Origin of the sequence: Salegentibacter agarivorans, from assembly GCF_900113135.1 — a bacterium.
Taxonomy (GTDB): Bacteria; Bacteroidota; Bacteroidia; order Flavobacteriales; family Flavobacteriaceae; genus Salegentibacter; species Salegentibacter agarivorans.
Genome location: NZ_FOOH01000014.1, coordinates 78,828 through 102,877 on the forward strand (window position 1 = coordinate 78,828; position 24,050 = coordinate 102,877).

General features: G+C 37.6%; 21 protein-coding genes. 11 read left to right on the forward strand and 10 right to left on the reverse strand.

All coding sequences use genetic code 11. The annotated features are described in order from the left end of the window. Positions 1-44 precede the first annotated feature (44 nt). Entirely contained in the window at positions 45-1,352 is a 1,308-nt protein-coding gene (locus BM084_RS11610; protein WP_093304893.1) for an NAD(P)/FAD-dependent oxidoreductase, read from the reverse strand. A 178-nt stretch (positions 1,353-1,530) separates the two neighbouring features. Here BM084_RS11610 and BM084_RS11615 point away from each other — a divergent pair, with 178 nt between their 5' ends. Both BM084_RS11615 and BM084_RS11620 read left to right on the forward strand, forming a co-directional pair. Beyond that, positions 1,531-2,025, forward strand: coding sequence for an RNA polymerase sigma factor (locus tag BM084_RS11615; protein WP_075327291.1), 495 nt, complete (start codon positions 1,531-1,533; stop codon positions 2,023-2,025). Between the two features lie 6 nt (positions 2,026-2,031). Beyond that, positions 2,032-2,670: a hypothetical protein gene (locus BM084_RS11620; RefSeq protein WP_093304895.1), complete on the forward strand. Its 639-nt coding sequence runs from the start codon at positions 2,032-2,034 to the stop codon at positions 2,668-2,670. A gap of 232 nt (positions 2,671-2,902) precedes the next feature. Here the strand turns inward: BM084_RS11620 and lpdA are convergent, their stop codons facing one another. From lpdA to BM084_RS11665, 9 genes are all read right to left on the reverse strand, one after another. After that, positions 2,903-4,309, reverse strand: coding sequence for a dihydrolipoyl dehydrogenase (gene lpdA / locus BM084_RS11625; RefSeq protein WP_093304897.1), 1,407 nt, complete (start codon positions 4,307-4,309; stop codon positions 2,903-2,905). 88 nt (positions 4,310-4,397) lie between these two features. After that, positions 4,398-5,756: an NAD-dependent succinate-semialdehyde dehydrogenase gene (locus BM084_RS11630; RefSeq protein ID WP_093304899.1), complete on the reverse strand. Its 1,359-nt coding sequence runs from the start codon at positions 5,754-5,756 to the stop codon at positions 4,398-4,400. A gap of 135 nt (positions 5,757-5,891) precedes the next feature. Continuing rightward, entirely contained in the window at positions 5,892-7,142 is a 1,251-nt protein-coding gene (locus tag BM084_RS11635; protein ID WP_093304900.1) for a C45 family autoproteolytic acyltransferase/hydrolase, read from the reverse strand. Positions 7,143-7,224: 82 nt separating this feature from the next. Then, positions 7,225-9,018, reverse strand: coding sequence for a biotin carboxylase (locus BM084_RS11640; RefSeq protein ID WP_093304902.1), 1,794 nt, complete (start codon positions 9,016-9,018; stop codon positions 7,225-7,227). Between the two features lie 4 nt (positions 9,019-9,022). Further along, positions 9,023-11,779, reverse strand: a complete 2,757-nt coding sequence (locus BM084_RS11645) for an aminotransferase class I/II-fold pyridoxal phosphate-dependent enzyme (RefSeq protein ID WP_093304904.1) — start codon at positions 11,777-11,779, stop codon at positions 9,023-9,025. 2 nt (positions 11,780-11,781) lie between these two features. Continuing rightward, a complete protein-coding gene (locus BM084_RS11650) occupies positions 11,782-12,195 on the reverse strand; it encodes a VOC family protein (protein ID WP_093304906.1) in 414 nt (137 codons plus the stop codon). 16 nt (positions 12,196-12,211) lie between these two features. Next, positions 12,212-13,144 carry a carbon-nitrogen hydrolase family protein gene (locus BM084_RS11655; RefSeq protein ID WP_093304909.1) on the reverse strand — a complete coding sequence of 311 codons (933 nt, stop codon included), beginning with the start codon at positions 13,142-13,144 and terminating at the stop codon, positions 12,212-12,214. Positions 13,145-13,293: 149 nt separating this feature from the next. Then, complete coding sequence (locus tag BM084_RS11660) at positions 13,294-14,601, reverse strand: aspartate aminotransferase family protein (protein WP_093304911.1); 1,308 nt, start codon at positions 14,599-14,601, stop codon at positions 13,294-13,296. 375 nt (positions 14,602-14,976) lie between these two features. Further along, positions 14,977-15,435, reverse strand: coding sequence for an Lrp/AsnC family transcriptional regulator (locus BM084_RS11665; protein WP_093304914.1), 459 nt, complete (start codon positions 15,433-15,435; stop codon positions 14,977-14,979). A 158-nt stretch (positions 15,436-15,593) separates the two neighbouring features. On the opposite strand from BM084_RS11665, the gene BM084_RS11670 reads away from it, so the two are divergent. The 9 genes from BM084_RS11670 to BM084_RS11710 all read left to right on the forward strand — a co-directional run bounded on the left by BM084_RS11670 (position 15,594) and on the right by BM084_RS11710 (position 24,049). Further along, positions 15,594-16,808, forward strand: coding sequence for an aminotransferase class I/II-fold pyridoxal phosphate-dependent enzyme (locus BM084_RS11670; RefSeq protein ID WP_093304917.1), 1,215 nt, complete (start codon positions 15,594-15,596; stop codon positions 16,806-16,808). An 88-nt stretch (positions 16,809-16,896) separates the two neighbouring features. Then, positions 16,897-17,475: an outer membrane beta-barrel protein gene (locus tag BM084_RS11675; protein WP_177195694.1), complete on the forward strand. Its 579-nt coding sequence runs from the start codon at positions 16,897-16,899 to the stop codon at positions 17,473-17,475. A 139-nt stretch (positions 17,476-17,614) separates the two neighbouring features. After that, positions 17,615-19,102 carry a Na+/H+ antiporter NhaC gene (nhaC, locus tag BM084_RS11680; protein ID WP_093304922.1) on the forward strand — a complete coding sequence of 496 codons (1,488 nt, stop codon included), beginning with the start codon at positions 17,615-17,617 and terminating at the stop codon, positions 19,100-19,102. A 186-nt stretch (positions 19,103-19,288) separates the two neighbouring features. Continuing rightward, complete coding sequence (locus BM084_RS11685) at positions 19,289-19,927, forward strand: peroxiredoxin (protein ID WP_057480715.1); 639 nt, start codon at positions 19,289-19,291, stop codon at positions 19,925-19,927. Positions 19,928-19,950: 23 nt separating this feature from the next. After that, entirely contained in the window at positions 19,951-20,265 is a 315-nt protein-coding gene (locus tag BM084_RS11690) for a thioredoxin family protein (protein ID WP_075327297.1), read from the forward strand. Next, positions 20,246-20,494 (forward strand): DUF6952 family protein, encoded by a 249-nt coding sequence (locus BM084_RS11695; RefSeq protein ID WP_075327298.1) that lies wholly within the window; start codon positions 20,246-20,248, stop codon positions 20,492-20,494. Before BM084_RS11690 ends, BM084_RS11695 begins: the two co-directional genes overlap by 20 nt. A gap of 131 nt (positions 20,495-20,625) precedes the next feature. Then, positions 20,626-21,126: a thiol peroxidase gene (gene tpx / locus BM084_RS11700; protein WP_093304924.1), complete on the forward strand. Its 501-nt coding sequence runs from the start codon at positions 20,626-20,628 to the stop codon at positions 21,124-21,126. Beyond that, entirely contained in the window at positions 21,126-21,488 is a 363-nt protein-coding gene (locus BM084_RS11705) for a diacylglycerol kinase (RefSeq protein ID WP_093304927.1), read from the forward strand. The genes tpx and BM084_RS11705 overlap by 1 nt, the downstream gene beginning before the upstream one ends. A gap of 191 nt (positions 21,489-21,679) precedes the next feature. Next, complete coding sequence (locus BM084_RS11710) at positions 21,680-24,049, forward strand: DNA translocase FtsK (RefSeq protein WP_075327301.1); 2,370 nt, start codon at positions 21,680-21,682, stop codon at positions 24,047-24,049. The last annotated feature ends 1 nt before the right edge of the window (position 24,050 follow it).

Consider the following 24,050-nt stretch of genomic DNA (forward strand, 5'->3'; position numbering starts at 1 on the left):
AAAAATGCAGTTAAGCGAAAAACTCTTAACTGCATTTTTAATTTTTATATCTCTTCTTTATCAACTTTCATTTGCTTTTCGTAACCTTTAAATGGCCTGATAATTAGCCTGGCGGCTTTATCATAATTCCAATAGTTATACAGCCAGTTAAAGAAAGTTACCAGCCGGTTCCTAAAGCCAATTAGAAACCAAAGGTGTACAAACATCCAGATAAACCATGCGAAAAATCCGCCGAAAGAGCCCTGTTCTAAATCTACTACCGCACGGTTTCTACCCACAGTGGCCATAGTTCCTTTATCTTTATATTTAAATGCTTCCAGTTGTTTCCCTTCCAGGATATTCATAATATTTCTGGCCAAATGTTTCCCCTGTTGAATAGCCGGTTGAGCAACCATGGGATGCCCTTTTGGATAGGCTTCAGTTTGCATTAGCGCAATATCTCCAATTGCAAAAATATTCTCATAACCTTTAATCTGGTTAAAAGCATTCACTTCATATCTATTGGCTTTTTCTACCATGGCTTCGGCCTTTAAACCTTTAACCGGTGCACCGGTTACTCCCGCGGCCCAGATAAAAGTCTCGGTTTTTAGGGCGAGGTCTGTGTTGGTGGTCACTAAATGCCCATCATATTCCTCTACCATAGTATTTAAATGAACCTTAACACCTAACTCTTCCAAAAAAGCATGAGCTTTTTTAGAAGCTTTTTCGCTCATAGGTGGTAAAACCCTATCTAATCCCTCCAGCAAATGAATATTCATCTCGTTAGGGTTTATATCGGGATAATCGTTGGGTACAATATGATTTTTTAATTCTGCAATGGCGCCACTAAGCTCTACGCCGGTTGGCCCCGCACCTACTAAAACAAAGTTAAGTAGTGCTTTTCGTTTTTCAGGATCATCAGTAATTACGGCCTGTTCTAAATTTTCCAGAATTAAACTTCGAATATTCAATGCCTGCGGAACGGTTTTCATCCACATTCCATTCTTCTCAATACTTTTATTTCCGAAGAAATTAGTCTTAGATCCGGTAGCGATTACCAGGTAATCATAAATTAAATCGCCAATAGAAGTTTCAATATAACTTTTTTCGGTATTTATAGATTTCACCTCAGCCATTCTAAAAAGGCATTTTTTACTATTACGTGTAATTTTACGCATAGGATATGCAATAGAATCTGGCTCTAAACCAGAGGTAGAAACCTGGTATAATAGTGGCTGGAAAGTATGATAGTTATGACGGTCTAAAATAACGGTTTGAACGTCTTCGCCAATTAATTTTCTTACCATTGCCATTCCAGCAAAACCGCCACCAATAATAACGACTCTAGGTAAATTTGTTCTTGGAATATTCATAAAGGTTGGTTTTACTCGATAATCGAGATTTAGATCGCTCCCTTTTTATGGAAGTTATGCACTCAAATTTAAGTTTTCTCCCGCTTTGGCTGAAAAAATAAGCCTGCATTAACTATACTTTATACTTTTTTGTAACATTACAGCCTGTTATACTACATATAAGAGCTAACCAATTATTGTGGATAAAGAATTAGAACATCAGTTTGTAAAAAACCTGGAGAAACACCAGAATATAGCGCATAAAATATGTCGTATTTATACTAATGATCAGGATTCCCACAACGACCTATTTCAGGAAATTACTATTCAGCTGTGGAAAGCTTACCCCAAGTTTAGGGGAGAAGCAAAATTTAGTACATGGATGTACAGGGTTGCCTTAAATACTGCCATCACCTTATACCGAAAGAAAAAAAGAAGTATAAAAACGCAGGATTTTGATACTGTAGATTTTAAAATTAAAGCCGAAGAATATGATGATGAGACCGAGCAACAATTAAAGGTAATGTACTCGGCAATTCAGGAATTAAACGATATTGAAAAAGCACTCGTTTTTTTATATCTCGAAGATAAAAATTATAGAGATATTTCTGAAACCCTGGGTATTACTGAAGTAAATGCAAGAGTGAAGATGAACAGGGTAAAAACTAAGTTAAAAAACATTTTAAATCCGTAGAGAATAATGGATGGACTGGATTTATTAAAAAAAGATTGGAAAAAACGGGAAGGTAATATTCCCCAACTTTCCTACGATGAAATCTATAAGATGCTGTTGAAGCGCTCATCTTCAATTGTAAAATGGATTTTTGTAATTAGTATTCTTGAATTTCTATTCTGGGCACTTATTACTATTTTCTGGGCAGATCACGAATACTGGGCCGAAATGGAACGTATTCATTTAAAAGAATTTACCGTAGTAACGTATGTTATTAATTATGGAATAACCTTTTTCTTTATCTATTGTTTTTACAAGAACTACCGAAGAATATCTTCTACAGATAGTGTAGCGAAATTGATTAAAAATATTCTACGAACAAGAAAAACTGTAAAATACTATATAGGTTATATTTTAATTTCCACTGCGCTAATTACCCTTATTTATACTTACTTTTTTATGAATTATCACGCCACTAATACCGTGGTTGAAGATGTTGAAAAATATAGTTTTACTCCGCTACAATGGCTAATGTTTGCTGGAATAATGTTAGGTGGACTGGCAGTTTTCCTGGGAATTATATGGTTATTCTACCGGGTGATCTACGGAATTCTACTAAGACGTTTGAATAAAAATTACAAAGAATTAAAGAAATTGGAGGTATAGATAATAATTTACAGTTGCAATATTCTTTAAAGCGTACTCCTCATCATAAAAGAGCCTCTCCACAGTTTATTTGGGGGTCTAATCAGCTTAGATTCTGAAACGAGTTCAGAATGACGCCCCTTACCAGAGAAAAGTTAGAATAATAAGCTCTTAGACTTCAAACTATAAAATAAAAAATGGCTGTTTGAAAATTATATCAAACAGCCATTTTTATATAAAATTTAATTCAAAATTATACGTGTAGCGCACGATTATCGGTTGCGGCAAGAGCGGCTTCCTTAACGGCTTCAGCATAAGTTGGATGTGCGTGGCTCATCCTAGCGATATCTTCGGCAGAAGCACGGTATTCCATTGCGGTTACAGCTTCAGCAATAAGATCGGCAGTACGAGCACCAATCATATGCACGCCTAAAACCTCATCGGTTTTTTCATCGGCTAGAATTTTTACAAATCCGTCTGTATCTCCACTAGCTCTGGAACGTCCCAGAGCACGCATTGGGAATTTTCCTTCTTTATACTTTATTCCTTCTTCTTTAAGTTCTTCTTCGGTCTTCCCTACCGCAGCAACTTCTGGCCAGGTATAAACAACACCCGGAATTAGGTTATAATCTATATGCGGTTTTTGTCCGGCGATAGTTTCAGCAACAAAAGTTCCTTCTTCTTCGGCTTTATGAGCCAGCATCGCACCACGAACAACATCTCCAATGGCGTAAATATTATCTACATTGGTTTGTAAATGCTCGTTTACCTCTATCATTCCTTTATCGGTCACTTTAACCCCGGCAGCATCGGCATTTAACCCATCTGTAAAAGGTTTACGACCTACAGAAACTAAGCAGTAGTCTCCTTTAAATTCTACTTCCTTATCTTTCTTATCGTCAGCTTTAATAATGATCTCGTCTCCTTTACGCTCTACCGATTTCACTTTGGTAGAAGTATGGAATTTTACGCCTTGCTTCTTCAGTACCTTTTGAAGTTCTTTAGAAAGTGCGCTATCCATTGTAGGTATAATTCGGTCTAAAAATTCTACCACAGTAACCTCAGCTCCCAGACGGCGATAAACCTGACCTAATTCCAGGCCGATCACTCCGCCGCCAATCACTATCATGTGCTTGGGGATTTCCTTAAGCTTTAAAGCTTCGGTAGAAGTGATAATTCTTTCTTTATCAAGTTCGATAAACGGAAGGTTAGCCGGTTTTGAACCTGTAGCTATAATGGTTTTCGCAGCTTCAATGGTTTCGGTTTCACCATCGGTTTTCTCAATATTGATGTGGGTTTTATCTTTAAAAGAGCCTACACCTTCAAAAACATCAATTTTATTTTTATCCATCAGGAACTTTACTCCGTCGCAAGTTTGACTTACCACCGAAGATTTACGTTCCATCATTTTTTCAAGATTAACTTTTACTTCTCCCGGAATTTCAATTCCGTGTTCTTCAAAATGTTTTACCGCATCGTGATAATGATGTGAAGAATCCAGCAAAGCTTTACTTGGAATACAACCTACATTAAGGCAGGTTCCACCCAAGGTTGAATATTTTTCTATGATAGCAGTTTTCATTCCCAGTTGCGCGCAGCGTATAGCGGCCACATATCCTCCGGGGCCCGAACCTATAACTGCAACATCATATTTAGTCATAATTCTATATTTTATGTTGATTTTTTGACAAAGTAAACACAAAAGTACAACTATTCAGGGCAATGACCAATGCTCATAAAATTATGATTTAGGCTTTAACATAAACTGTTTTCTTATTAACAAACTCCATCATTCCTTCTTTTGCAAGCTCTCTGCCATACCCAGATCTTTTGGTTCCGCCAAAGGGAAGCCTGGGATCAGATTTTACCAGTTCATTTACAAAGTATGCGCCATCACTTACGCTACCAGCCATTTCCATAGCTTTTTCTAAGTTTTTAGTAAAAACCGTTGTCCCCAAACCAAACTTTGATTTTTCTGAAAGTTCAAAAGCTTCTTCTATGCTACTTGCTTTAATAATAGCTGCAAGTGGGCCAAATGTTTCTTCGTCAAAAGCAGCCATTCCCGGCTTTACATTTCCAAGGATAGTTGGTTGGTGAAAACAGTTATCCTGTTCACCGCCAAGTAGCAACTCAGCTCCCTCTTCTAAAGACCTTTTGACCTGGCTTTGAAGTTGATCTGCCAAATCTTTCCTCGCCAGCGTACCAACCTGCGTAGCATCTTCCATAGTGTCTCCGGATTGTAACTCGCTTACTGCAGCCTTAAATTTGGAAACAAATTCATCGTAAATTCCTTCCAGAAGAATAAAACGTTTCGCTGCGATGCAGCTTTGTCCGCAGTTTAACATCCTGGCAGAAACCGCTGTTTTAACAGCGCGTTCAATATCAGCATCTTCCCAAACAATAAAGGAATTATTTCCTCCCAACTCCAGTAAACTTTTTTTAATATATTTTCCCGAAAGCTGTGCTACTGCAGATCCTGCAGCTTCACTACCTGTTAAAGTAACAGCCTGCACAGCCTCGTGGGCAATAATCAATTCGGTTTGATCGTGATGTACAATTAAATTCTGAAAAACACTTTTTGGATAGCCTGCTTTTTCAAAAACTTCTTCGATCTTTATAGCACAGCCAAAAACATTAGGAGCGTGTTTTAAAACCCCGGTATTACCGGCAGTAAGAGTTGGTGCGGCAAACCTAAAAACCTGCCAGAATGGAAAATTCCAGGGCATAATCGCAAAAACACTACCCAAGGGATCGTGCCTTACATAACTATGAGTTGCATCTGTTTTTATTTCTTCCTGCTGAAGAAAATCTGAAGCATTTTCGGCATAATAATCACAAACCCAGGCGCATTTATTAACCTCAGATCTAGATTCAGAAATTGGTTTTCCCATTTCCCGGGTAATCATACGCGCATATTCTTCTACATTATCCCTTAAAACCTGTCCGGCTTTTTTTAAAAGGTCGGTTCGGTAAGAAAGTGATGTTTTCTTCCATTCTTTAAAAGCTTTTCCAGAATTATTTAAAACCTCTATGGTTTCCCCTTCCTTCTGAGCCGTATACTTTCCAACTTGTTCCCCATTGTAGGGGTTTGTGCTATAAAATTCCATTGTATTTTATTTTTTATGGAGTATTAAATTAAAATTACTCCGAAGAATTTTTAACTAAAAAACCTGGTGAAATAAATAGGAGATATCCTTTATTTATAGCACCAGGTCCTTAGGAAAATTATTGAACAGAAATACCTAACTCCTCCAGGATTGGGCGTAACCTGTTCCCATTTTACTCCAGAAACCGGCTACTGCCTGCCAGGATACTTCTCCATTATTAATTATTTTTTCTCTTAATTTTTCAAGATCTCGCTCATTTGTTGATGGGTGAGCCTTAGCCATAGCATTAACCATAATTTCGGTAACAGTTTCCTGCCAATCTACATTTTCGGCGAATTGCTCCTCAAATGGATCTTCTACCGTTTGGGCTACATCTACCGCATCCTGGTTCCACCATTCAGTTGCAACCTGAGCCGGTTCGTAATTTATCAGCTTATAAACTTCCTTAAAGTTTTCAAAACTTTGTTGAACCGACATTTCAGGCCAGCGAAGTTCTACTTTCCCCTCTAAAGGCCTATAAACCGAGGTAAATAAAGTTCCAAAACCTTCCTTAAACTTTGTGTTATAAAGTGGAGTTTTTAGAAAAGCATCAGCCACCTTCGTCGAATTCACGCCTTTCTCTGACAACAATTTATTCAGAAAAGATGACCGCTCCCGGGTTTTATTAAAGGCCGCATTTTCCGGCCAGTCTATTGTTCCCTGGTGGTTTGTGGTAAAAGCCGCATCAGTAACCCGTGGTGTCTTATCTGGTGCCAGTTGTACGGTTTTAAATTTTCCGGTTTTGTCCACTACGGTTACGTTATATGACATATGTGAAGGAATCCTGATTAAAGCTGCAACAGCTTCATCAACATCACTGCAAAATTCTAGAACATAACGCAAAATAAACGGAATACCGAAACCTACTCCTACCTCTTTTCTACCTCCAAAAGTGAGCGAAATGGCCAGGCCGTCTTCATTCATTCCGTCTACAACCCCAATAAGAAAATCGCTGGTAGCAATTACTTTTTTGCCATTCCAGGAGGTTAGCAATTGAGTTCCCTCCATAAGATCTGGATGAAAATCGTAATTTCTAACCAACTGAATATCACTTCCCGTTGTAACCGCCTGTGAGCAGCCACTTATATAAGCAGGAGGCTGAAAGCCTGTTAAAAATCTTGAGGCTACCTTATCGTCTTTCGCTAATTTGCATAAGCGCTGATAAGTAGGCCACATCTCTGGCATATACTTTTTAAGTGCTTCCTGTGAGGTTTTAAGATCTGGATAATTTGTTGTTCCTTTTGATTTAAGCCAACTTTTATAAGCGGACCAGTGAGTATTATATAATTTTTGCCATTTGGAACCCGGTTTTCCGGGTTCTGAAATAGCATTAAAATGTAACTGCATTTAGAATGGTTTTTAAATAATATTGATTTATTACTGTGGCAAAGTAGTTTTATTTCCTTTTACTCTCACAAAATCTCACCTATTATTTAGTTAAAGTTCCTGATAATTTTCGCTTTTTCTTGTCTTCTACCATTTCAGAAGTGTATTGTGCTCTAATAGCTTTAATCCAGTGTTTAGCCCTGTTATTGAGCCTAAAATCATCGGTCATCATACGCCCGCGGCTTACCAGAATTCCCATATCTGCACCTTCATATAAATAATCTCCTTTTCGGGTTATTCGTAAGAAAAACGCTTCATTTTCATTTTCCACTGCCCTACGGTGAGTATCCATCCTGTCAAACTGAATATGGCCGGTATCATACATTCTGTAAATACCAGAGTTTGGTGCATTTGTCACATATTCTATGGTATCTTCGGTATGCTTTATAATAAGCTGGCTCCAGCTATCTATATTTTCCTGGCGGGCCCAACGGTTGTTTATAGCTTCTATATCAAGATCATAATCAATATCCATCCATTCCAGAATATGAAAAACGAATAATGGTGCATCTGCCAGGGCAAATACCGCGTGATTGGTTATAGAACTTGCTCCTGTTACCCGTGGATTTAGTTCTCCTAAATAGATCTCTCCATTATCCTGATCTATTAAGAAATCTAGTTCAAAATAGCCTTTATAACCTTCTTCCCTTAATTGATTTCCGAATAACTGGGTATATTCTATCGCTTTATCTCTTAACTCGGGCGTAAAAGCATTTGGATAAATCTCGTTACCACACCAACCACCTTCATATGGAGTAAGGTCTTTAAAGCCTACTAGTTCTGTCATAAGCGGAGCTACGATTGTTCCATGCCTGGTTACACAAGCTTCTATAGCAGAACCACGGCAACGAATACGCTTCATTACCTTTACTTCTTCTTCTTTTTCAATTTCTTCAGCGTGTTTTTGGTATTCTTCCTCATTAGAAATAAAGAAAGTAGTATGGCCGGAATCTCCAAAAGGGGTCTGGATAACCAACTCGTTTCCAAGGTGCTTAGAAACCTCTCTTAAATGTTCATAATTATCTACTTTTGTCAACACATAAGGCACACAAGCCACTCCGGCTTTTTCTGCAATACGGTTGGTATTTACTTTATTATCTAGGAAAGTTCGCATTTCGGCTTTTGGAAACATAATTTCCAAACCGAGTTTTTCTGCAAGTTCCTCGGTTTTTTCATTAAACATAAGGAACATCGCTTTCCCTGCCCTTCCATCTACAGATCGTGTTTTTAGATAATCCTGAACTTCGGGATGTTGTAATAAATAGTTATTTATGTCCTCTATTCCTTCAAAATCATCGTGAGGAATTTCGGTTTTAGGAGAAAAAACATTAGGATGAAGACCATCAAAACATTCGATATGGCATATAAATTTGAATCCTTTAATCCACTCATCGGCACCTAAAAGATTAAAATTTGTGGCGCTTATAAAATATAAAGGTTCTTCGTTTTTGTGAAAAGATCTTCGAATATCTGAAACTCCCTCCAGCGCATTCTTACTTTTATACTGTCTTGGAGCATTGGTAGCTAATTTTTTACCAGTAGCCTTAGTGCCTCCTACTTCTTTTTTTGTGGTGGTAGTAGTTTTAGGCTTTTTAGCACTCGAAGTTTTAGCAGTTTTTTTCTTTTTTGCAGAAGAAGAACCTGGTGCTTTACCTTGCTGCGCCGTAGAATCTAAAGGCACAGATTTTTTTCCTTTTAATGGTTTTTCTTCGGTAACCTTTAATTTTCGGTCTTTTTTCGCGCTACGTTCCGGGGAAACCGGTTCTTTTTCAGGCGTTGTTTTTTTTGTATTTGTTCCTTCCTTTTTATTGGAAGATTTTGGTTTCTTAGATTCCATAATTTTAATTTTTTAAGTTAGTGATCTTTTTCTTCGAATTGTTCCCCATAGAGCCCATAGAACTCACTGTTTTTTGACGATTTAGCACATTATCCTTAAAAATTCTTAGGCCGAGATCTGCCCGGTAGCCGTGAATTTCAGAAACATCTAGTGCAGTAAGAAATCTTATTATTTCCTTACTTACTACCTGACCGGGAACAAGTACCGGAAATCCCGGCGGATAAGGAATTATAAAAGAGGAAGCTACCAGGATCCGGTTTTCTTCCATTGCCGGTAAGCAATCGGTAAGCGGCATATATTCATAATTCTCTTCGTTGTAAGCGAGAAAAAATGCCTCTCTAATATTACCGCCCGGAACTCCAGGAACGGCCTGAAATGAATGATGGAAATAACTAAAATCTGGTAAGGGTGGGAAATCTTCAGTTAAAGATTTAATTCTATCCCTGCGATTATTCCCCTCTTTCTGGCTAAGGGTTTTGAATTCCTGGTCCAGCTCATCGGCTATTTTCAAAAGTGCATTAGTTAAATAAGTTACACTCCCTCGTGTAGTTCCAATATTCGTCATAAACAAAACCGTATTTCTGGAAGTTTTATTAATCTGAATATTGAATTTATCCATCAAGTATCTATTCTTAAAAGTATCTCCGTCTACACCGGTTCTACCAATGTGTAGGGTAATTTTGGTTGGATCTAAAACAAACTCATCCTGTTCCCAGGCGGTTTCCATCCTATTCCAACCTTCCTTTGAATTATAATATTCCTTTATGCCCGATTTACGGTGTTGTTTCGGAATAAAATTGCCTATTGTTAAAACATCAAAATATTTCTTCAATTTAGGATGATCATTCACCTTGGCCCTTAACACCATAGCCAGCTCTATGCTTTTTTCTACCAGCTCATAACCTTCAAATTGCACCTGTCTTCTTCCAACATCTAATGAAGCGAGCATCTGATAATTAGGAGAAGTTGAAGTGTGTGTCATGTAGGCTTCCATAAAAGTATTCTCGCTTTTTTTACGGAAATCTTCGTCCCAAATATGAATCATAGAACCCTGCCTGAAGCTACTAAGCGTCTTATGTGTACTCTGCGTAGAATAAACCCTGACTCGCACTTCATCTGGATTTGGGAGGCTTGGAATTTCATTCTTTTTAAGATTTTTAATATGCGCATTGTATTCTTCCCTGTAACTATCGCTTTGGTATTTATTAAATAATTTTTGCGCAACAAACATTCCGGTTCTTTGCTTATAATTATAGGTAAAACCAGCAAATGCAAACCAGGCTTCATCCCATAGAAAGATCATATCTGGTTTAATGGCCAGAACTTCCTGCATAACTTTTTCAACATTGTAAACGAGTCCGTCAAAAGTGCAATTGGTTAACAACAGCATTTTCACCAAACTTAACCTTCCTGCTTTTTTTAACTGAAGTAATTTTTCTTTTATCTGTTTTAGCGGTACTGCACCATACATAGAATATTCTTCAATAGGATAAGAATCCAGATAAACAGGATAAGCTCCTGCTAACACTAATCCATAATGATGCGATTTATGGCAATCCCGGTCTATTAAAATCACATCTCCAGGTTTAACCAGGGCCTGCACTACTATTTTATTGGCGGTAGAAGTACCATTGGTTACAAAATATGTATTTCTGGAACCATAGGCATCGCTGGCCTTTTGCTGCGCTTTTTTAAGCGAACCGGTTGGTTGCAATAAAGAATCTAAACCTCCCGTGGTAGAAGAAGTTTCTGCCAGGAACATATTTCGACCGTAAAAATTTCCAAAATCGTTGATCCATCTTGACTTAAAAACCGAATTTCCCCGCGAAATAGGCATTGCGTGAAAAATTCCGGTTGGCTTTTTACTGTAATCTTTTAAAGCTGAAAAAAACGGTGTTTCATAGCGCTCGCTTATTCCTCTAATTACGGTAAGGTGTAATTCCTGTAAATCTTCAGTTCTATAAAAAATCCTTCTGAAGGTTTTTAAAGTGCTATCTTTTAAATTACCTAAAGCCGTATCAGTAACATAATAGGTATCCAGTTCTGGCCTGAATTTTTTTACCATAGTTCCTAAAATCGGACCTAACTCTGTAGGCGGTTTAGAACCATATTTCAATTTTAAAATATTCTGTATAAAAGGTTTAATTACCGGAGTAATCTTTTTAGAATGGTAGGGAGGCGCATAACGAATTACAACCGCCTGAATATTAAAATTAAACTGAAGCGCAATTAAAGCATCTTCAAAAGAACGCTGTACTACAATCCCATATGCAAACTGCTCGTTAGAAAGTCGCATTTCTTTAAGATCATGCCTCAGTTTATTTTCTTCTGCTTGAGAAATATCTTCAACAAACATGACTTCAAAATAATTTTTCCTAGCAACTTCGGTATATTCTCCTTTATCTGTAAGGTCTGCTCCTGGATCTTCATCTTCCAAAAAATCTGGATTACTTCTATACCGGTCACTTACCAGGTTCTTTGTGATTTCAGCAATTTTATGGGAAGCCGCGGTATGTTCCTGTCTATCTAACATTTCGCGCAGAGTATCTATACAGGATAAACCCGGAAATGCGAAAAAGCATTCTACACCCTCCAATTCCTTGAGTAGTTGCCGAAGATTTTTCTTATGTTTTTTTTCATCTTCTGATCCTCGAGGGGAAGAATGAAGTTTAGTCGACTCACTTTTTAAGGTGTTCCAGGATTCTACTCTACATTGAGCGATATTATAATAATGTGCACTATCTAATTTTTTCTCTGGCATAATTATTCTTTTGAATGTAAAGCGAGTTTATTCCCTTCAGAATCTATAAAAATGGCGAAATAACCCGATTCAGGATTAATCAGGGTTTTGGTCATCACAATTCTTCCTCCGGCTCCTTCAACTCTATTTAAAATACGGTTTAGATCTTTGCCGGCATTGAGATAAAGCAAGGGCCCTATTATTCCCGGAATAGAATTTGGACCTGTAACAATGGCCCCTCCAATTCCCTTTTCTGCCGGGAAAAATGCCATCGCATAATTTCCGTCAAATTGAGTTTCCATATCCATATTAAAAATACGGTTATAAAAATCTACCGCTTGCTGGAAATTAATTGCAGGAATTTCAAACCAACTAATAAAATCTTTAAGCGTTTCTTCCTGTTTTTCCTTTTTCTTCTTTTGTGATGTTCCTCCCATAGTTCCTGTTTTTTAATTATGCTCCAAAACCTTTATATCCTGTAGGATTTTCAGGTGGTTCATATTCGTGTTCTTTCATTTTTAACTTGGCAAGATTATCTAATCTCGTAGGTTTAATAAGTGGCCCCAGCGAATTGAGATAAGGCAATTGAGTTCCTTTTTGATAAATATTGAAATCACCTATATGATCTCTAAAGCTTTTTAATGGTTGTCCCAAACGTAAAACTCCGAGTTCCCGACTTCTTCTTACCCTGTTAATATTAAGCTCTAACGGAAAAATTTCCTCATTGCCTTCGGCCTGATAAATAACACGTCCATCTGGTCCACAAACCAATGATCTTCCATTACCACCAGACTCCAGCCCGTTTACGTCAAAAAAATAACACTGATTCACCGCGGCCATAGCCCTTACAATTGATAATTCTATATCCCTGTCTATAGTACCGGTCATGGTGGGGTGTAAAATTACTTCGGCTCCCATTACTGCGAGGGTACGCACAGTTTCAGGAAACCACATATCGTAACAAATAGATATCCCAAATTTTGCCACTCCCGGGACGTCAAAAACGCAGAAACCAGAACCGGGAGTTACTCCTACTTCGTAAGGGTAAAAAGGAAACATTTTTCGGTAACGTGTAACAATTTCTCCCTGAGGGTTTATTACTGTTGCGGTATTATAAATTTTACCTTCACTTTTTTCGAATATTGAACCCGGTAATAACCAAACCCCGTGCTTTTTAGCTGCGGCCTGCATCTCCTTTTCAAAATCTCCCGGTATTTCCTGTGCATTATGAGTTAAAGGGCCGTAGCCACATAATTCACTAAAAACTACCATATCTACCCAGGGGTAAAGGCTCATGGTAATATCAAGTTTCAACTTCATCATCTCAACATTTGAGGCGACTGCCGAAACTTTCATCTGTATTCCTGCTATTGCAAATGGATTCATATATTTTTATTTCTTATTACCCGTAGAAAATATTTTCACGGGTTTTATGTATTTAGTTTATTATCAAACAACTACTAATTAATTTAATTCAAAAAATGAGCACAACAGTGTCACTGTATCTTCTTTTTAGAAAATTCAGTTTGAAAAAATTAGGTATGCTTTTTTATTTGATTTTCAAGAATATCCAGAGCACTATTTAATTGTTCATCGGTGATTACGAGAGGGCATAATATTCTTATTACATTTTTAAAGGTACCTGCACTTATAAGTATTAAACCCTCTTCTGCGCATCCTTTTACGATTTTAGCACAAAGTTCTGTATGGGGTTTTCCAGGGTCGTTATCCTGAATAAATTCTATTCCAATCATAGCACCTAAACCTCGTACATCGCCAATTTCAGGACATTCTTTCCTGAAATTTTCCATTCTTTCAGTAATGAGCTTACCTATATAGAGTGCTCGCTCGTTTAGGTTTTCATCTTTCATCAATTGAATAGTGGCAAGGGCGGCTGCACAACAAACGGGGCTCCCAATATAAGTGCCACCAATGGTTCCCGGTTCAGCAGCATCCATAATTTCAGCCCTTCCAAGAACAGCGGCAATAGGAAGCCCGGAGCCCATAGATTTTGCATAAGTGCTAATATCTGGTTGTACGCCGTAATGCTGCCAGCTGGCCCAATGGCCTGTACGGCAAAAACCACTTTGAATTTCATCAAAAATTAATAAAACTCCATGTTCATCACAAAAGAAACGCAAGCCTTCCAGGTATTTCTGCGGAATTGGATTAAACCCACCTTCTCCCTGAATTGGCTCAACAATAATAGCAGCAACGCTATTTATATCTACCATACTATGGGCGCTTTCCTTAAGTCTCTTTAACTCTGTCTCTACAAACTCCTCCATACTTTGGGTACCGTGATATTTGTAAAAATTGGGAAAGGGAATTCGGTAAACTTCCGGAGCAAATGGCCCCGAAGAAAATTTGTAGTTCACTTTACTGGTTAGACTCATTCCCATAAGCGTACGTCCGTGGTATGCCTCGGTAAAACAAATTACCGCGGGTCTTTTTGTGGCCTGCCGGGCAATTTTAATGGCATTTTCTACGGCTTCTGCGCCCGTGCTAATAAGCATAGCTTTGGTTTTCTCTCCATGCGGAAGAATTTCAGCCAGTTCTTCACAGAGTTGAATATAAGGCTCATAGGTCACCACGTTAAAACTGGTATGTAAGTACTTTTCAGCCTGTTCCTGTATAGCTTTCACAACAGGTTCGGGACAATGGCCTGCGTTTACCACACCAATCCCCCCGGCAAAATCTATATGTTCTTTTCCGTCTACATCGGTAATTATTGCACCTTTTGCCTTTTTAACTGTGGCTGTATTGAAAACACCAACTCCGTTGGCGACAATGTTTTTTCTCCTGTCAAGGAGCTGCTGAGATTTAGTTTGCTCTTCAGTCATAAAATATTTGGTTGTTTAGTTGAATGGTTAATCTAAAACATACAAAAAGCGAGAAGGAATAAATAAAAGCCCCACTTTTTTTCGATGCTTGTTAATATACAATATTATTTTCTTATTTCATATGGCTTTCTTACTGAAAACCAATTAGAAAGAGCTTCTAACACTGATATTTGGAGAGAAAAACTGAAGAATTATTAAATGAAAACAGAAGCTAAAAAAATCTTATATTTTACTAATATTCAATAATTTATAGATTTCAAGAATGTACTTCTTAAAGTAAAAATAAAGACTATTCAATTAAAATTTACTTCCTGTAAACTATTTTAAATATTTTGTGATCTTATTGTTATTTTTAATAACACTTTAACTTAAATACTATAAAGGTATAGCTGTAGTGCTTTTCACCGGACTTATTATAAAAGTACTTTGAGTACTACCAATGTGATCTAAATTAGTGAGTTTGGTAACCATAAATTCACGGTAAGCTTCCATATCTTTTACAATAACTTTCAAGATATAATCATATTCGCCACTTACGTGATAGCATTCCAAAACCTCAGTAAGTTTTGTGACCTCACTTTCAAATTTTGTTAAATAAGACCGGGAATGCTGAATAAGTTTTATCTGGCAAAAAACCATAAAATTCTTTTCCACTTTATCTGGCGAAACAAGTGCCACATATTTAGAAATCACCCCTTCCCGTTCCAGGCGTTTAATTCTTTCAAAAACCGCAGTAACCGAAAGTTTCAACTTGTTAGAAATCTCTTTATTAGTCATTTTACTATCCTGCTGAAGATGTTTTAAGATTTGGAGATCTTTTTGATCTAATTTCATAAAGAAAATTTTTCTACGCTTAATTACTAAAATAAGTATTTACTGATTATAAATCTAATAAATATCCCATATATAGTTTTATTTACTGAATTAAATCGCACCTATTGATTTTAATTCTATTAGTCTGTAATTTTGAGAGAACTATAAATTTGATAAAGATGAAATATAAACCTGCAGATAATATCCAGGACCTTCAGTATTTTGGCGAATTTGGAGGAGTAAATCCTTCAATTTCCGATTCTTCTACTTACACTTTTCTTTCGGCAAAAACCATGTTCGATACGTTTGAAGGAAACTCAGAGGGTTGCTACCTTTATTCCAGGCATTCTTCCCCTTCAAATTTATATTTGGGTGAAGCCCTTGCCGCAATGGAAGGTACCGAAACCGCAAATGTAGCCGCCAGTGGGATGGGCGCTATCACTTCTACCCTGCTTCAACTGTGCCAGGCCGGCGATCATATTGTTTCCAGCCGAACGGTTTACGGAGGAACTTATGCGTTTATGAAGAATTTTATTCCGAAATTTAATATCAAAACCTCTTTTGCAGATATTACAAATCTTAAAAGCATTGAAGCTGCCATCACCAAAAATACTAAAGTGCTTTACTGCGAATCGGTAAGTAATCCGCTTTTAGAAGTTGCAGATCTTGAAGCTTTAGCAAAAATCGCAAAAAAGCATCAGCTCACCTTTGTGGTAGATAATACGTTTTCACCACTTTCTATTAGTCCGAAAGAATTGGGAGCCGATGTGGTAATCCATAGCCTAACTAAATTCATTAATGGCAGCAGCGATACGGTTGGTGGCGTTATCTGCGGAAGTCAGGATTTTATTAACGCGCTTCGCAGTGTTAACGATGGTGCTAATATGTTACTTGGCCCAACAATGGATAGCATGCGAGCGGCTTCGGTTTTAAAGAACCTAAGAACACTGCATATTAGGATAAAGCAACACAGTCATAATGCCATGTTTTTGGCTAAAAAATTCCAGGAAGACGGCTTAAGAACGGTTTACCCCGGATTAAAAACGCATCCCGGCCACGAAACTTTTAGAAAGATGATGAATGAAGATTACGGTTTTGGTGGTTTATTAACCGTAGATGTAGGTAGCCTGGATAAAGCCAACGCGTTAATGGAACTAATGCAGGAAAAAAACCTGGGTTACCTTGCCGTAAGTTTAGGTTTTTACAAAACCCTGTTTAGCGCACCCGGAAGCTCTACATCTTCTGAAATCCCAATCGAAGAGCAGGAAGAAATGGGCCTAAGCAACGGACTTATTCGTTTTTCTATTGGTTTGGATAATGATATAGAACGAACTTATAAAATAATGAAATCCTGTATGGCTGAAGTGGGCATAATGGATGAGGAGATAGTTTAATAAAGAAGAAAGTCCGAAAATAAAATCGTTAAAGGGTGATAATATTTTCGGACTTTCTCTTTTTTGTATATTCACAAAAAATAAAACTTTGAAAAAACTACTACTCTCCCTATTCCTCCTATTTTTTAGCCTCAGTGCGTTTGCACAAACTCAAAATGAAGTTCGGCTTTATTTCGGGTTTACCAACAGCGATTTATTAAGAAGTGAAGAAATTACCGGAGGCGGAAGCGCTGACATTGAAAACTCATATGAATTCGGCTTCAGATATTTACTTTCTGTAACCGATAACCTTTCCCTGGAAACCGGACTAAATTACTGGCGGGGAGATGTATTGATAACATCAGCCCCAATGCCGGAACAAACTACGCGCTCTGAGGAATTGCAAACCACTTCTATTCCTATTTTTGCTAATTATAATTTCCTGGATTATTTCTTTGTAAATGGAGGCCCTGTAATGGATTTTCAAGGCTCAGAAAGTGAATCTGTAGATCCACAGGCGGGAATTGGTGTTGGTTTTGGATTAGGCGCCCAATATGCGTTTAATAATTTCAATTTTTATGTGAATCCTAATTTTAGAAGGTATGCGGTAATTCCTTTTGAAGAAAAAAATTTCCACCAAAAACTTACCACCTTTGGAATTCAACTTGGAGTTGGATATAAATTTTAATCAATTTTATAGTTTTATAGAAAACTTGCTCATTTTCCTGTAAAATCGTAAAATTACAGGCGAATAGAAAAATCTGATTAAAATAAATTCAACCGAAAACCTTTTTTGATAAGGTTTTCTACATATACTTCAAGCTTTAATGGAAAACCAAGACCCGTCTCAAACCAAACAAATTCCTACCAATAAAGAACTCGGTATTTGGCCTGCATTAATTCCTGTTTTTGCGCTTATCGCAATGCTGGCCTTTAATGTATTTGTTTTTGGGGACGATTCATTAAGCGGTTCCAACCAGTTTGTCTTGTTACTTGGAGGTGCTGTTGCAGCTATTGTTGGGTATTTTAATAATGTGGAATACGATAAAATGATAGATGAGGTTGCCGGTAATATTCAAAGTACGGCCGGGGCAATTCTTATTCTATTAATGGTGGGTGCTTTGGCGGGGACCTGGCTTATTTCAGGAATTATTCCCACCATGATTTACTACGGATTACAAATTTTAAATCCTACGATCTTTCTCGCCGCGTGTGTCATTATTTGTGCTGTGATCTCAGTCGCGACAGGAAGTAGCTGGACAACTTCAGCCACCGTAGGTATCGCCTTAATAGGAATTGCGGAAGCTTTAGGAATTTCGGTAGGGATGACAGCGGGAGCAATTCTTTCCGGGGCTTATTTTGGAGATAAATTGTCACCTTTAAGCGATACTACCAACCTTGCACCGGCAATGGCTGGAACCGATTTGTTTACGCATATTAGATATATGACCCTTACCACCGTTCCCACGGTCACCATAACACTAATTATTTTTGTGATTATTGGATTGAATTTAGATACTTCGGGAACTACAGATACTTCTGCTATTCTTGCATCCATAGAAAATTCTTTTAGAATATCCCCCTGGTTATTTTTAGTACCCATAATTGTAATTGCATTAATAGTAAAAAAGACTTCCCCTTTAATCGCTTTATTACTGGGCACGCTACTTGGTGCTGCCGCTGCCTTATTTTTTCAACCTGAAATTGTAGCGCAAATCGCAGGTACCACAAACCTGGATTTTGTTAGTGGCTACCGGGGCGTTATGCAGGCAATTACTGTAGAAACTGCAGTTGAAACCGATAATGAAAACTTAAACGATTTGTTTTCTGCCGGCGGAATGGCGGGAATGTTAGGTACGATTTGGCTAATTATTTGCGCTATGGTTTTTGGCGGAATTATGGAAGCTATTGGTGCACTGGCCAGAATTAGCAAGGCTCTATTAAATTTATTCCATACCACCTTTGGTTTATTCGCCAGTACGGTATTTAGCTGTCTGGCTTTAAACGCTACTGCTTCAGATCAATATTTAGCGATTGTAGTTCCGGGAAAAATGTTTGCCAAAGCTTACCGCGATAAAGGTCTTGCTCCAGAAAATTTGAGTAGAGCTTTAGAAGACTCGGGAACGGTTACTTCAGTATTAATTCCGTGGAATACATGCGGGGCGTATCACAGTGGTGTTTTGGGTGTACCAACCCTTAGTTATGCGGGCTATGCTTTCTTCAATTATTTGAGTCCGTTTATGACCCTGCTTTTTGCTGCTTTTAGCATAAAAATCAAAGAATTAAGCGAATCTCCTAAAACTCAAACTGCTTAAAACCCCTGTTTTTACTGGTAAAACAATTCCTAAATAAAACCTCTCTATTTATTTTCGCAATAGCAATAAGCAAAATCTATTATTGTATAGTATTTTAAAATTTCAATAACTTTTTTAAGGGGAAACTTTCCTTAAATTTGCAGAAGAATTACAATGTAAGTTAAACCAATAAAAAACAGAATTAATATGTCATTAGTAGGAAAAAAATTTCCAAATTTAAGCGTAAACGCAATGGATGAAATGGGTGATACCTTTCAACTAAATATTTTGGAAGAAGCACAGAAAAACAAGAAAAAAGTATTGTTATTCTGGTACCCTAAAGATTTCACCTTTGTTTGCCCTACAGAATTACACGCTTTCCAGAAAGCTGCTGAAGAATTTGAAAAAAGAAATGTAATGGTAGTTGGAGCTTCTTGTGATACTCCAGAAGTACATTTTGCCTGGTTAAATACTCCAAAAGATAATGGAGGAATTGAAGGCGTTAAATATCCAATCCTTGCAGATTCTAACAGAAACCTAAGTTCACGTCTTGGAATTCTTGATATTACCGGAGAATCTTATGATGAAGAAACCGGGGATGTTACTCTAGAAGGAGACAACGTAACATACCGTGCTACTTACCTTATTGATGAAGAAGGTAAAATCTTCCACGAAGGAGTAAACGATATGCCACTTGGTAGAAATGTAGCAGAATTCTTAAGACTTGTAGATGCTTACACTCACGTACAGGAAAAAGGTGAGGTTTGTCCTGCAAACTGGGAAGAAGGTAAAGACGCAATGAACGCCGATAGAGACGGAGTTGCTTCTTACCTAAGCTTAAACTAAGAAAAAAAGGGAAAGAGATTGTTATGATAAAAGAATTAGAACAGGATAATTTAAACGAAATAGTTTCAGATAACGAAACCGTTGTGGTACAATATATGGCCGGATGGTGCGGTAACTGCCGATTAATGAAGCCTAAATTCAAGAAATTAGCTTCAGAAAATGAGAACGCAACGTTCTTATTGGTAGATGCCGAGAAATATCCGGAATCCAGAAAACTGGCAAATGTAGATAACCTACCAACTTTTGCCACTTTTAAAAACGGAAGTTTCGTAAACCAGGTACAAACTAACAAATTTGAACCTCTAAAAGACCTAGTAAATGAAGTTACCAGTAATTAAACATTTAGCACGTGAGAACGAGGCTCAAAAACTGGAACATACCATAGAAGTCCTTGAAAGCTATTCTGAACATCGTTCGGTAAAAGACGAGGAAATGGATGTGATAGGCGAATTGATCTCGAACTTATGCGGAGCTGTGGAAGTAAAGCATTCTATAGATGGAGGTACTCCAGAAAAAGATGCCTGTAACAACTTTATGCAAAAAGTAGTTGGCTCTATAGACCGTTAGAAATCGCGTTTTGATTATAATTTAAAAAGGGCTGTCTTATATTAAGGCAGCCCTTTGTTTTTATGATAATTTTAGTAAATCCCTAAAACAGATGTTCTAAATTTATCAATCCAATTTAATAGAAAACATCCATGTCGCAAATAACATTAAAAGGTGAAAAAATTAACACCTATGGTAACCTTCCAGAAAAAGGAGAGAGAGCACCCCATTTCGCCCTCATTAAATCAGATCTTAGCACCGCAACCTTAAACGATTTTAAAGGAAAGCGTGTAATTCTTAATATTTTTCCAAGTATAGACACAGGGGTTTGTGCAACTTCAGTTAGAAAATTTAACGAGAGAGCTACAGAACTTGATAATACCGTTGTACTTTGTATTTCCCGCGATTTACCATTCGCTCAAAAGCGTTTTGTGAACGATGAAGGTTTGGAAAACATAATTAACCTATCAGATTTTAGAGATAGAAACTTTGGAAAAGATTACGGTCTTGAAATTATGGATGGCCCTTTTGAAGCTTTACTTTCTCGAGTAGTAATTGTTTTAGATGAAAACGGCAATGTAATCCACAGCCAGCAAGTTCCCGAAATTGGCGAAGAACCAGATTACCTGGCTGCTCTTAAAACCCTGTTATAATGCGGGATAGTTTCCTCGGAAAAAGAATTAGAGGAGGCGGCTATGCCATTAAAGGTGCCTGGTTGCTACTAAAACACGAGCAGAGCATACAAGTGCAATTTGTGCTCGCAATAATTATGTGTATTGCCGGTTATTTCTTTGATATTAGTAAAACCGAATGGATGTTTCAGTTTGTAGCTATAGGCCTGGTGATGACTGCCGAAGGACTAAATTCAGGTCTTGAAGCAATGGCAGACTTTGTGCATCCAGATTTTCATAGTAAAATTGGTCATATCAAAGATATTGCCGCTGGCGCAGTATTTATCGCTGCAGTAACTGCGGTAATTATTGGTGCGTTTATTTACTTTCCTTATATTTTTTAAAATATTCTTCAGTAGCTTTCAGAATCCAAGGCTTTTAGATGCTGAATGATTTTCCGCTATATTTCTCAAAAAATAATTGCTTAGATTTGAACGTTTAAGCATACAAAACAGCACCCCATAAACTGAAAGCAATTTTCTTTATTTTAGACGGGGCTAATTTGTATTTTTGCTCAAAATCCTACAAAACATCTATGGCCAAAAAGAAAACCAGGACTAAAACAAGCACCGGGAAAAAGTCGACTAAATTTTCCTTTAAACTTAACCGGCAACAAAAGGTAGTTTTAGGCAGTTTCTTAATGTTATTTGGCCTCGCTTTAAGTGTTGCATTTATTTCGTTTTTATTCAATTGGCAGGTAGACCAAAGCACGCTTGGCGAATTCTCAAATCGTGAAGTAGAAACCAAAAACTGGTTAAGCAAATTTGGCGCTTCAGTTAGTGACTTTTTTATGTACAAAGGATTTGGCGTTGCCGCTTTTATCTTTTCAATTTTAGTAAGCTACAGCGGATTTCATCTTTTTCTTGGTGTAAAATCTACAAAACTAAGGGAATCCTGGTTTTGGGGTATTTTAATAATGCTTTGGCTGGCTATTTTCTTCGGTTTTTTCGCTGCAGAAAATCCGCTGCTGGGTGGCCGAATTGGCTTTGAAATGAACGATTTCCTTCAGGATTACCTAGGTTTCTTCGGAACAATATTATTGATGTTGTTCTTATTTATAGCTTACCTAACTTTAAGATTAAACCTTACGCCTGAATTAATAGGAAGCTTTCTGAAATCTAAAAAAGATAGCCTTAATAAAGAATTTAAGTCTAATGATGAAGAAATTTCAGCAACAGAAGAAGAAACCGACTGGAAAGAAAAATCAATCCCAAAAACCGATAAACCAGCTGAAAAATCTTCAGCAGAAATAAAACTGGATACCACGCCTCCAACACAAGAAAAAACTGCACCTACTCCAAAACCTAAACCGGTTGAGCCTGAAGAGGTAGAAATGGAAGTAGAAACAGCCCAGGAAGAAGAGTTGGATGAAGATAAAATTAGCAATAAAATTGTAAAAGATTTTGGGGAATTTGACCCCACTTTAGAACTAAGTAATTATAAATTCCCAACCCTGGAGTTGCTTCAGGAATATGGTGGTGGTATTACAGTAGACCAGGAAGAGCTGGAAGAGCATAAAAACCGTATTGTAGATACGCTTAAAAATTACAAAATTGAGATCGCTCAAATTAAGGCTACGGTTGGCCCAACCGTAACTTTATACGAAATTGTCCCGGAAGCCGGAATTAGAATCTCAAAAATTAAAAACCTGGAAGACGATATTGCGCTTTCCCTTTCAGCATTGGGTATTCGTATTATTGCGCCAATTCCCGGGAAAGGGACTATTGGTATTGAAGTTCCTAATAAAAACGCAACCATTGTTTCTATGCGTTCGGTAATTGCTTCGCCAAAATTCCAAAATGCTGAAATGGAATTACCAATGGCCCTGGGCAAAACTATTTCTAACGAGACTTTCGTGGTAGATCTCGCAAAAATGCCGCATATGCTTATGGCCGGGGCAACAGGTCAGGGTAAATCGGTTGGATTAAATGCCATTCTAACTTCTCTACTCTATAGCAAACATCCTGCTGAAGTAAAATTTGTGCTGGTAGATCCTAAAAAAGTAGAACTTACACTTTTCAATAAAATTGAAAGACATTATCTGGCAAAACTCCCAGATTCAGGAGATGCAATTATTACCGATAATACTAAGGTTATAAATACCCTGAATTCTTTATGTATTGAAATGGATAATCGTTACGAATTGCTTAAAGACGCGATGGTTCGTAATATTAAAGAATACAACGTAAAATTTAAAGCCAGAAAATTAAATCCCGAAAACGGCCATAAATTCCTTCCATACATTGTATTGGTAGTAGATGAATTTGCCGATTTAATAATGACCGCCGGGAAAGAAGTAGAAACCCCAATTGCCCGTTTAGCACAGTTGGCCCGTGCCATTGGGATTCATTTAATAATTGCAACTCAAAGACCATCGGTAAACGTAATTACCGGGATTATAAAAGCAAACTTCCCGGCAAGGATTGCTTTTAGGGTAACTTCAAAAATAGATTCCAGGACGATTTTAGATGGCCAGGGCGCAGATCAACTAATTGGGCGTGGAGATATGCTATTTACCCAGGGTAATGAGCTTAAGCGTCTACAATGTGCTTTTGTAGACACCCCTGAAGTGGATAAAATAACCGAATTTATTGGTTCGCAAAAGGCTTATCCCGAAGCGCACCAACTTCCAGCCTACGAAGCTGACGATAGTGGCACAGGTGTTGATATAGATGTAAGCGAAAGAGATAAACTCTTTAGAGAAGCTGCCGAGGTGATCGTTACGGCTCAACAAGGCTCTGCTTCTTTGCTGCAACGTAAACTAAAATTAGGGTACAATCGCGCCGGTAGGATTATAGATCAATTAGAAGCAGCCGGCATTGTAGGACCTTTTGAAGGAAGTAAAGCCCGACAGGTTTTAGTGACAGATCTTGCAGCTTTAGATCAATTATTAAACGAAGAATAAT

Coding starts and splice junctions, on each gene's coding strand:
- BM084_RS11665 (WP_093304914.1), bottom strand. CDS start 15,435: ATGAAATTAGATCAAAAAGATCTCCAAATCTTAAAACATCTTCAGCAG.
- BM084_RS11670 (WP_093304917.1), top strand. CDS start 15,594: ATGAAATATAAACCTGCAGATAATATCCAGGACCTTCAGTATTTTGGC.
- lpdA (WP_093304897.1), bottom strand. CDS start 4,309: ATGACTAAATATGATGTTGCAGTTATAGGTTCGGGCCCCGGAGGATAT.
- BM084_RS11635 (WP_093304900.1), bottom strand. CDS start 7,142: ATGCAGTTACATTTTAATGCTATTTCAGAACCCGGAAAACCGGGTTCC.
- BM084_RS11695 (WP_075327298.1), top strand. CDS start 20,246: ATGAAGTTACCAGTAATTAAACATTTAGCACGTGAGAACGAGGCTCAA.
- BM084_RS11620 (WP_093304895.1), top strand. CDS start 2,032: ATGGATGGACTGGATTTATTAAAAAAAGATTGGAAAAAACGGGAAGGT.
- nhaC (WP_093304922.1), top strand. CDS start 17,615: ATGGAAAACCAAGACCCGTCTCAAACCAAACAAATTCCTACCAATAAA.
- BM084_RS11660 (WP_093304911.1), bottom strand. CDS start 14,601: ATGACTGAAGAGCAAACTAAATCTCAGCAGCTCCTTGACAGGAGAAAA.
- BM084_RS11710 (WP_075327301.1), top strand. CDS start 21,680: ATGGCCAAAAAGAAAACCAGGACTAAAACAAGCACCGGGAAAAAGTCG.
- BM084_RS11650 (WP_093304906.1), bottom strand. CDS start 12,195: ATGGGAGGAACATCACAAAAGAAGAAAAAGGAAAAACAGGAAGAAACG.
- BM084_RS11645 (WP_093304904.1), bottom strand. CDS start 11,779: ATGCCAGAGAAAAAATTAGATAGTGCACATTATTATAATATCGCTCAA.
- BM084_RS11610 (WP_093304893.1), bottom strand. CDS start 1,352: ATGAATATTCCAAGAACAAATTTACCTAGAGTCGTTATTATTGGTGGC.
- BM084_RS11690 (WP_075327297.1), top strand. CDS start 19,951: ATGATAAAAGAATTAGAACAGGATAATTTAAACGAAATAGTTTCAGAT.
- BM084_RS11685 (WP_057480715.1), top strand. CDS start 19,289: ATGTCATTAGTAGGAAAAAAATTTCCAAATTTAAGCGTAAACGCAATG.
- BM084_RS11630 (WP_093304899.1), bottom strand. CDS start 5,756: ATGGAATTTTATAGCACAAACCCCTACAATGGGGAACAAGTTGGAAAG.
- BM084_RS11705 (WP_093304927.1), top strand. CDS start 21,126: ATGCGGGATAGTTTCCTCGGAAAAAGAATTAGAGGAGGCGGCTATGCC.
- BM084_RS11655 (WP_093304909.1), bottom strand. CDS start 13,144: ATGAATCCATTTGCAATAGCAGGAATACAGATGAAAGTTTCGGCAGTC.
- tpx (WP_093304924.1), top strand. CDS start 20,626: ATGTCGCAAATAACATTAAAAGGTGAAAAAATTAACACCTATGGTAAC.
- BM084_RS11640 (WP_093304902.1), bottom strand. CDS start 9,018: ATGGAATCTAAGAAACCAAAATCTTCCAATAAAAAGGAAGGAACAAAT.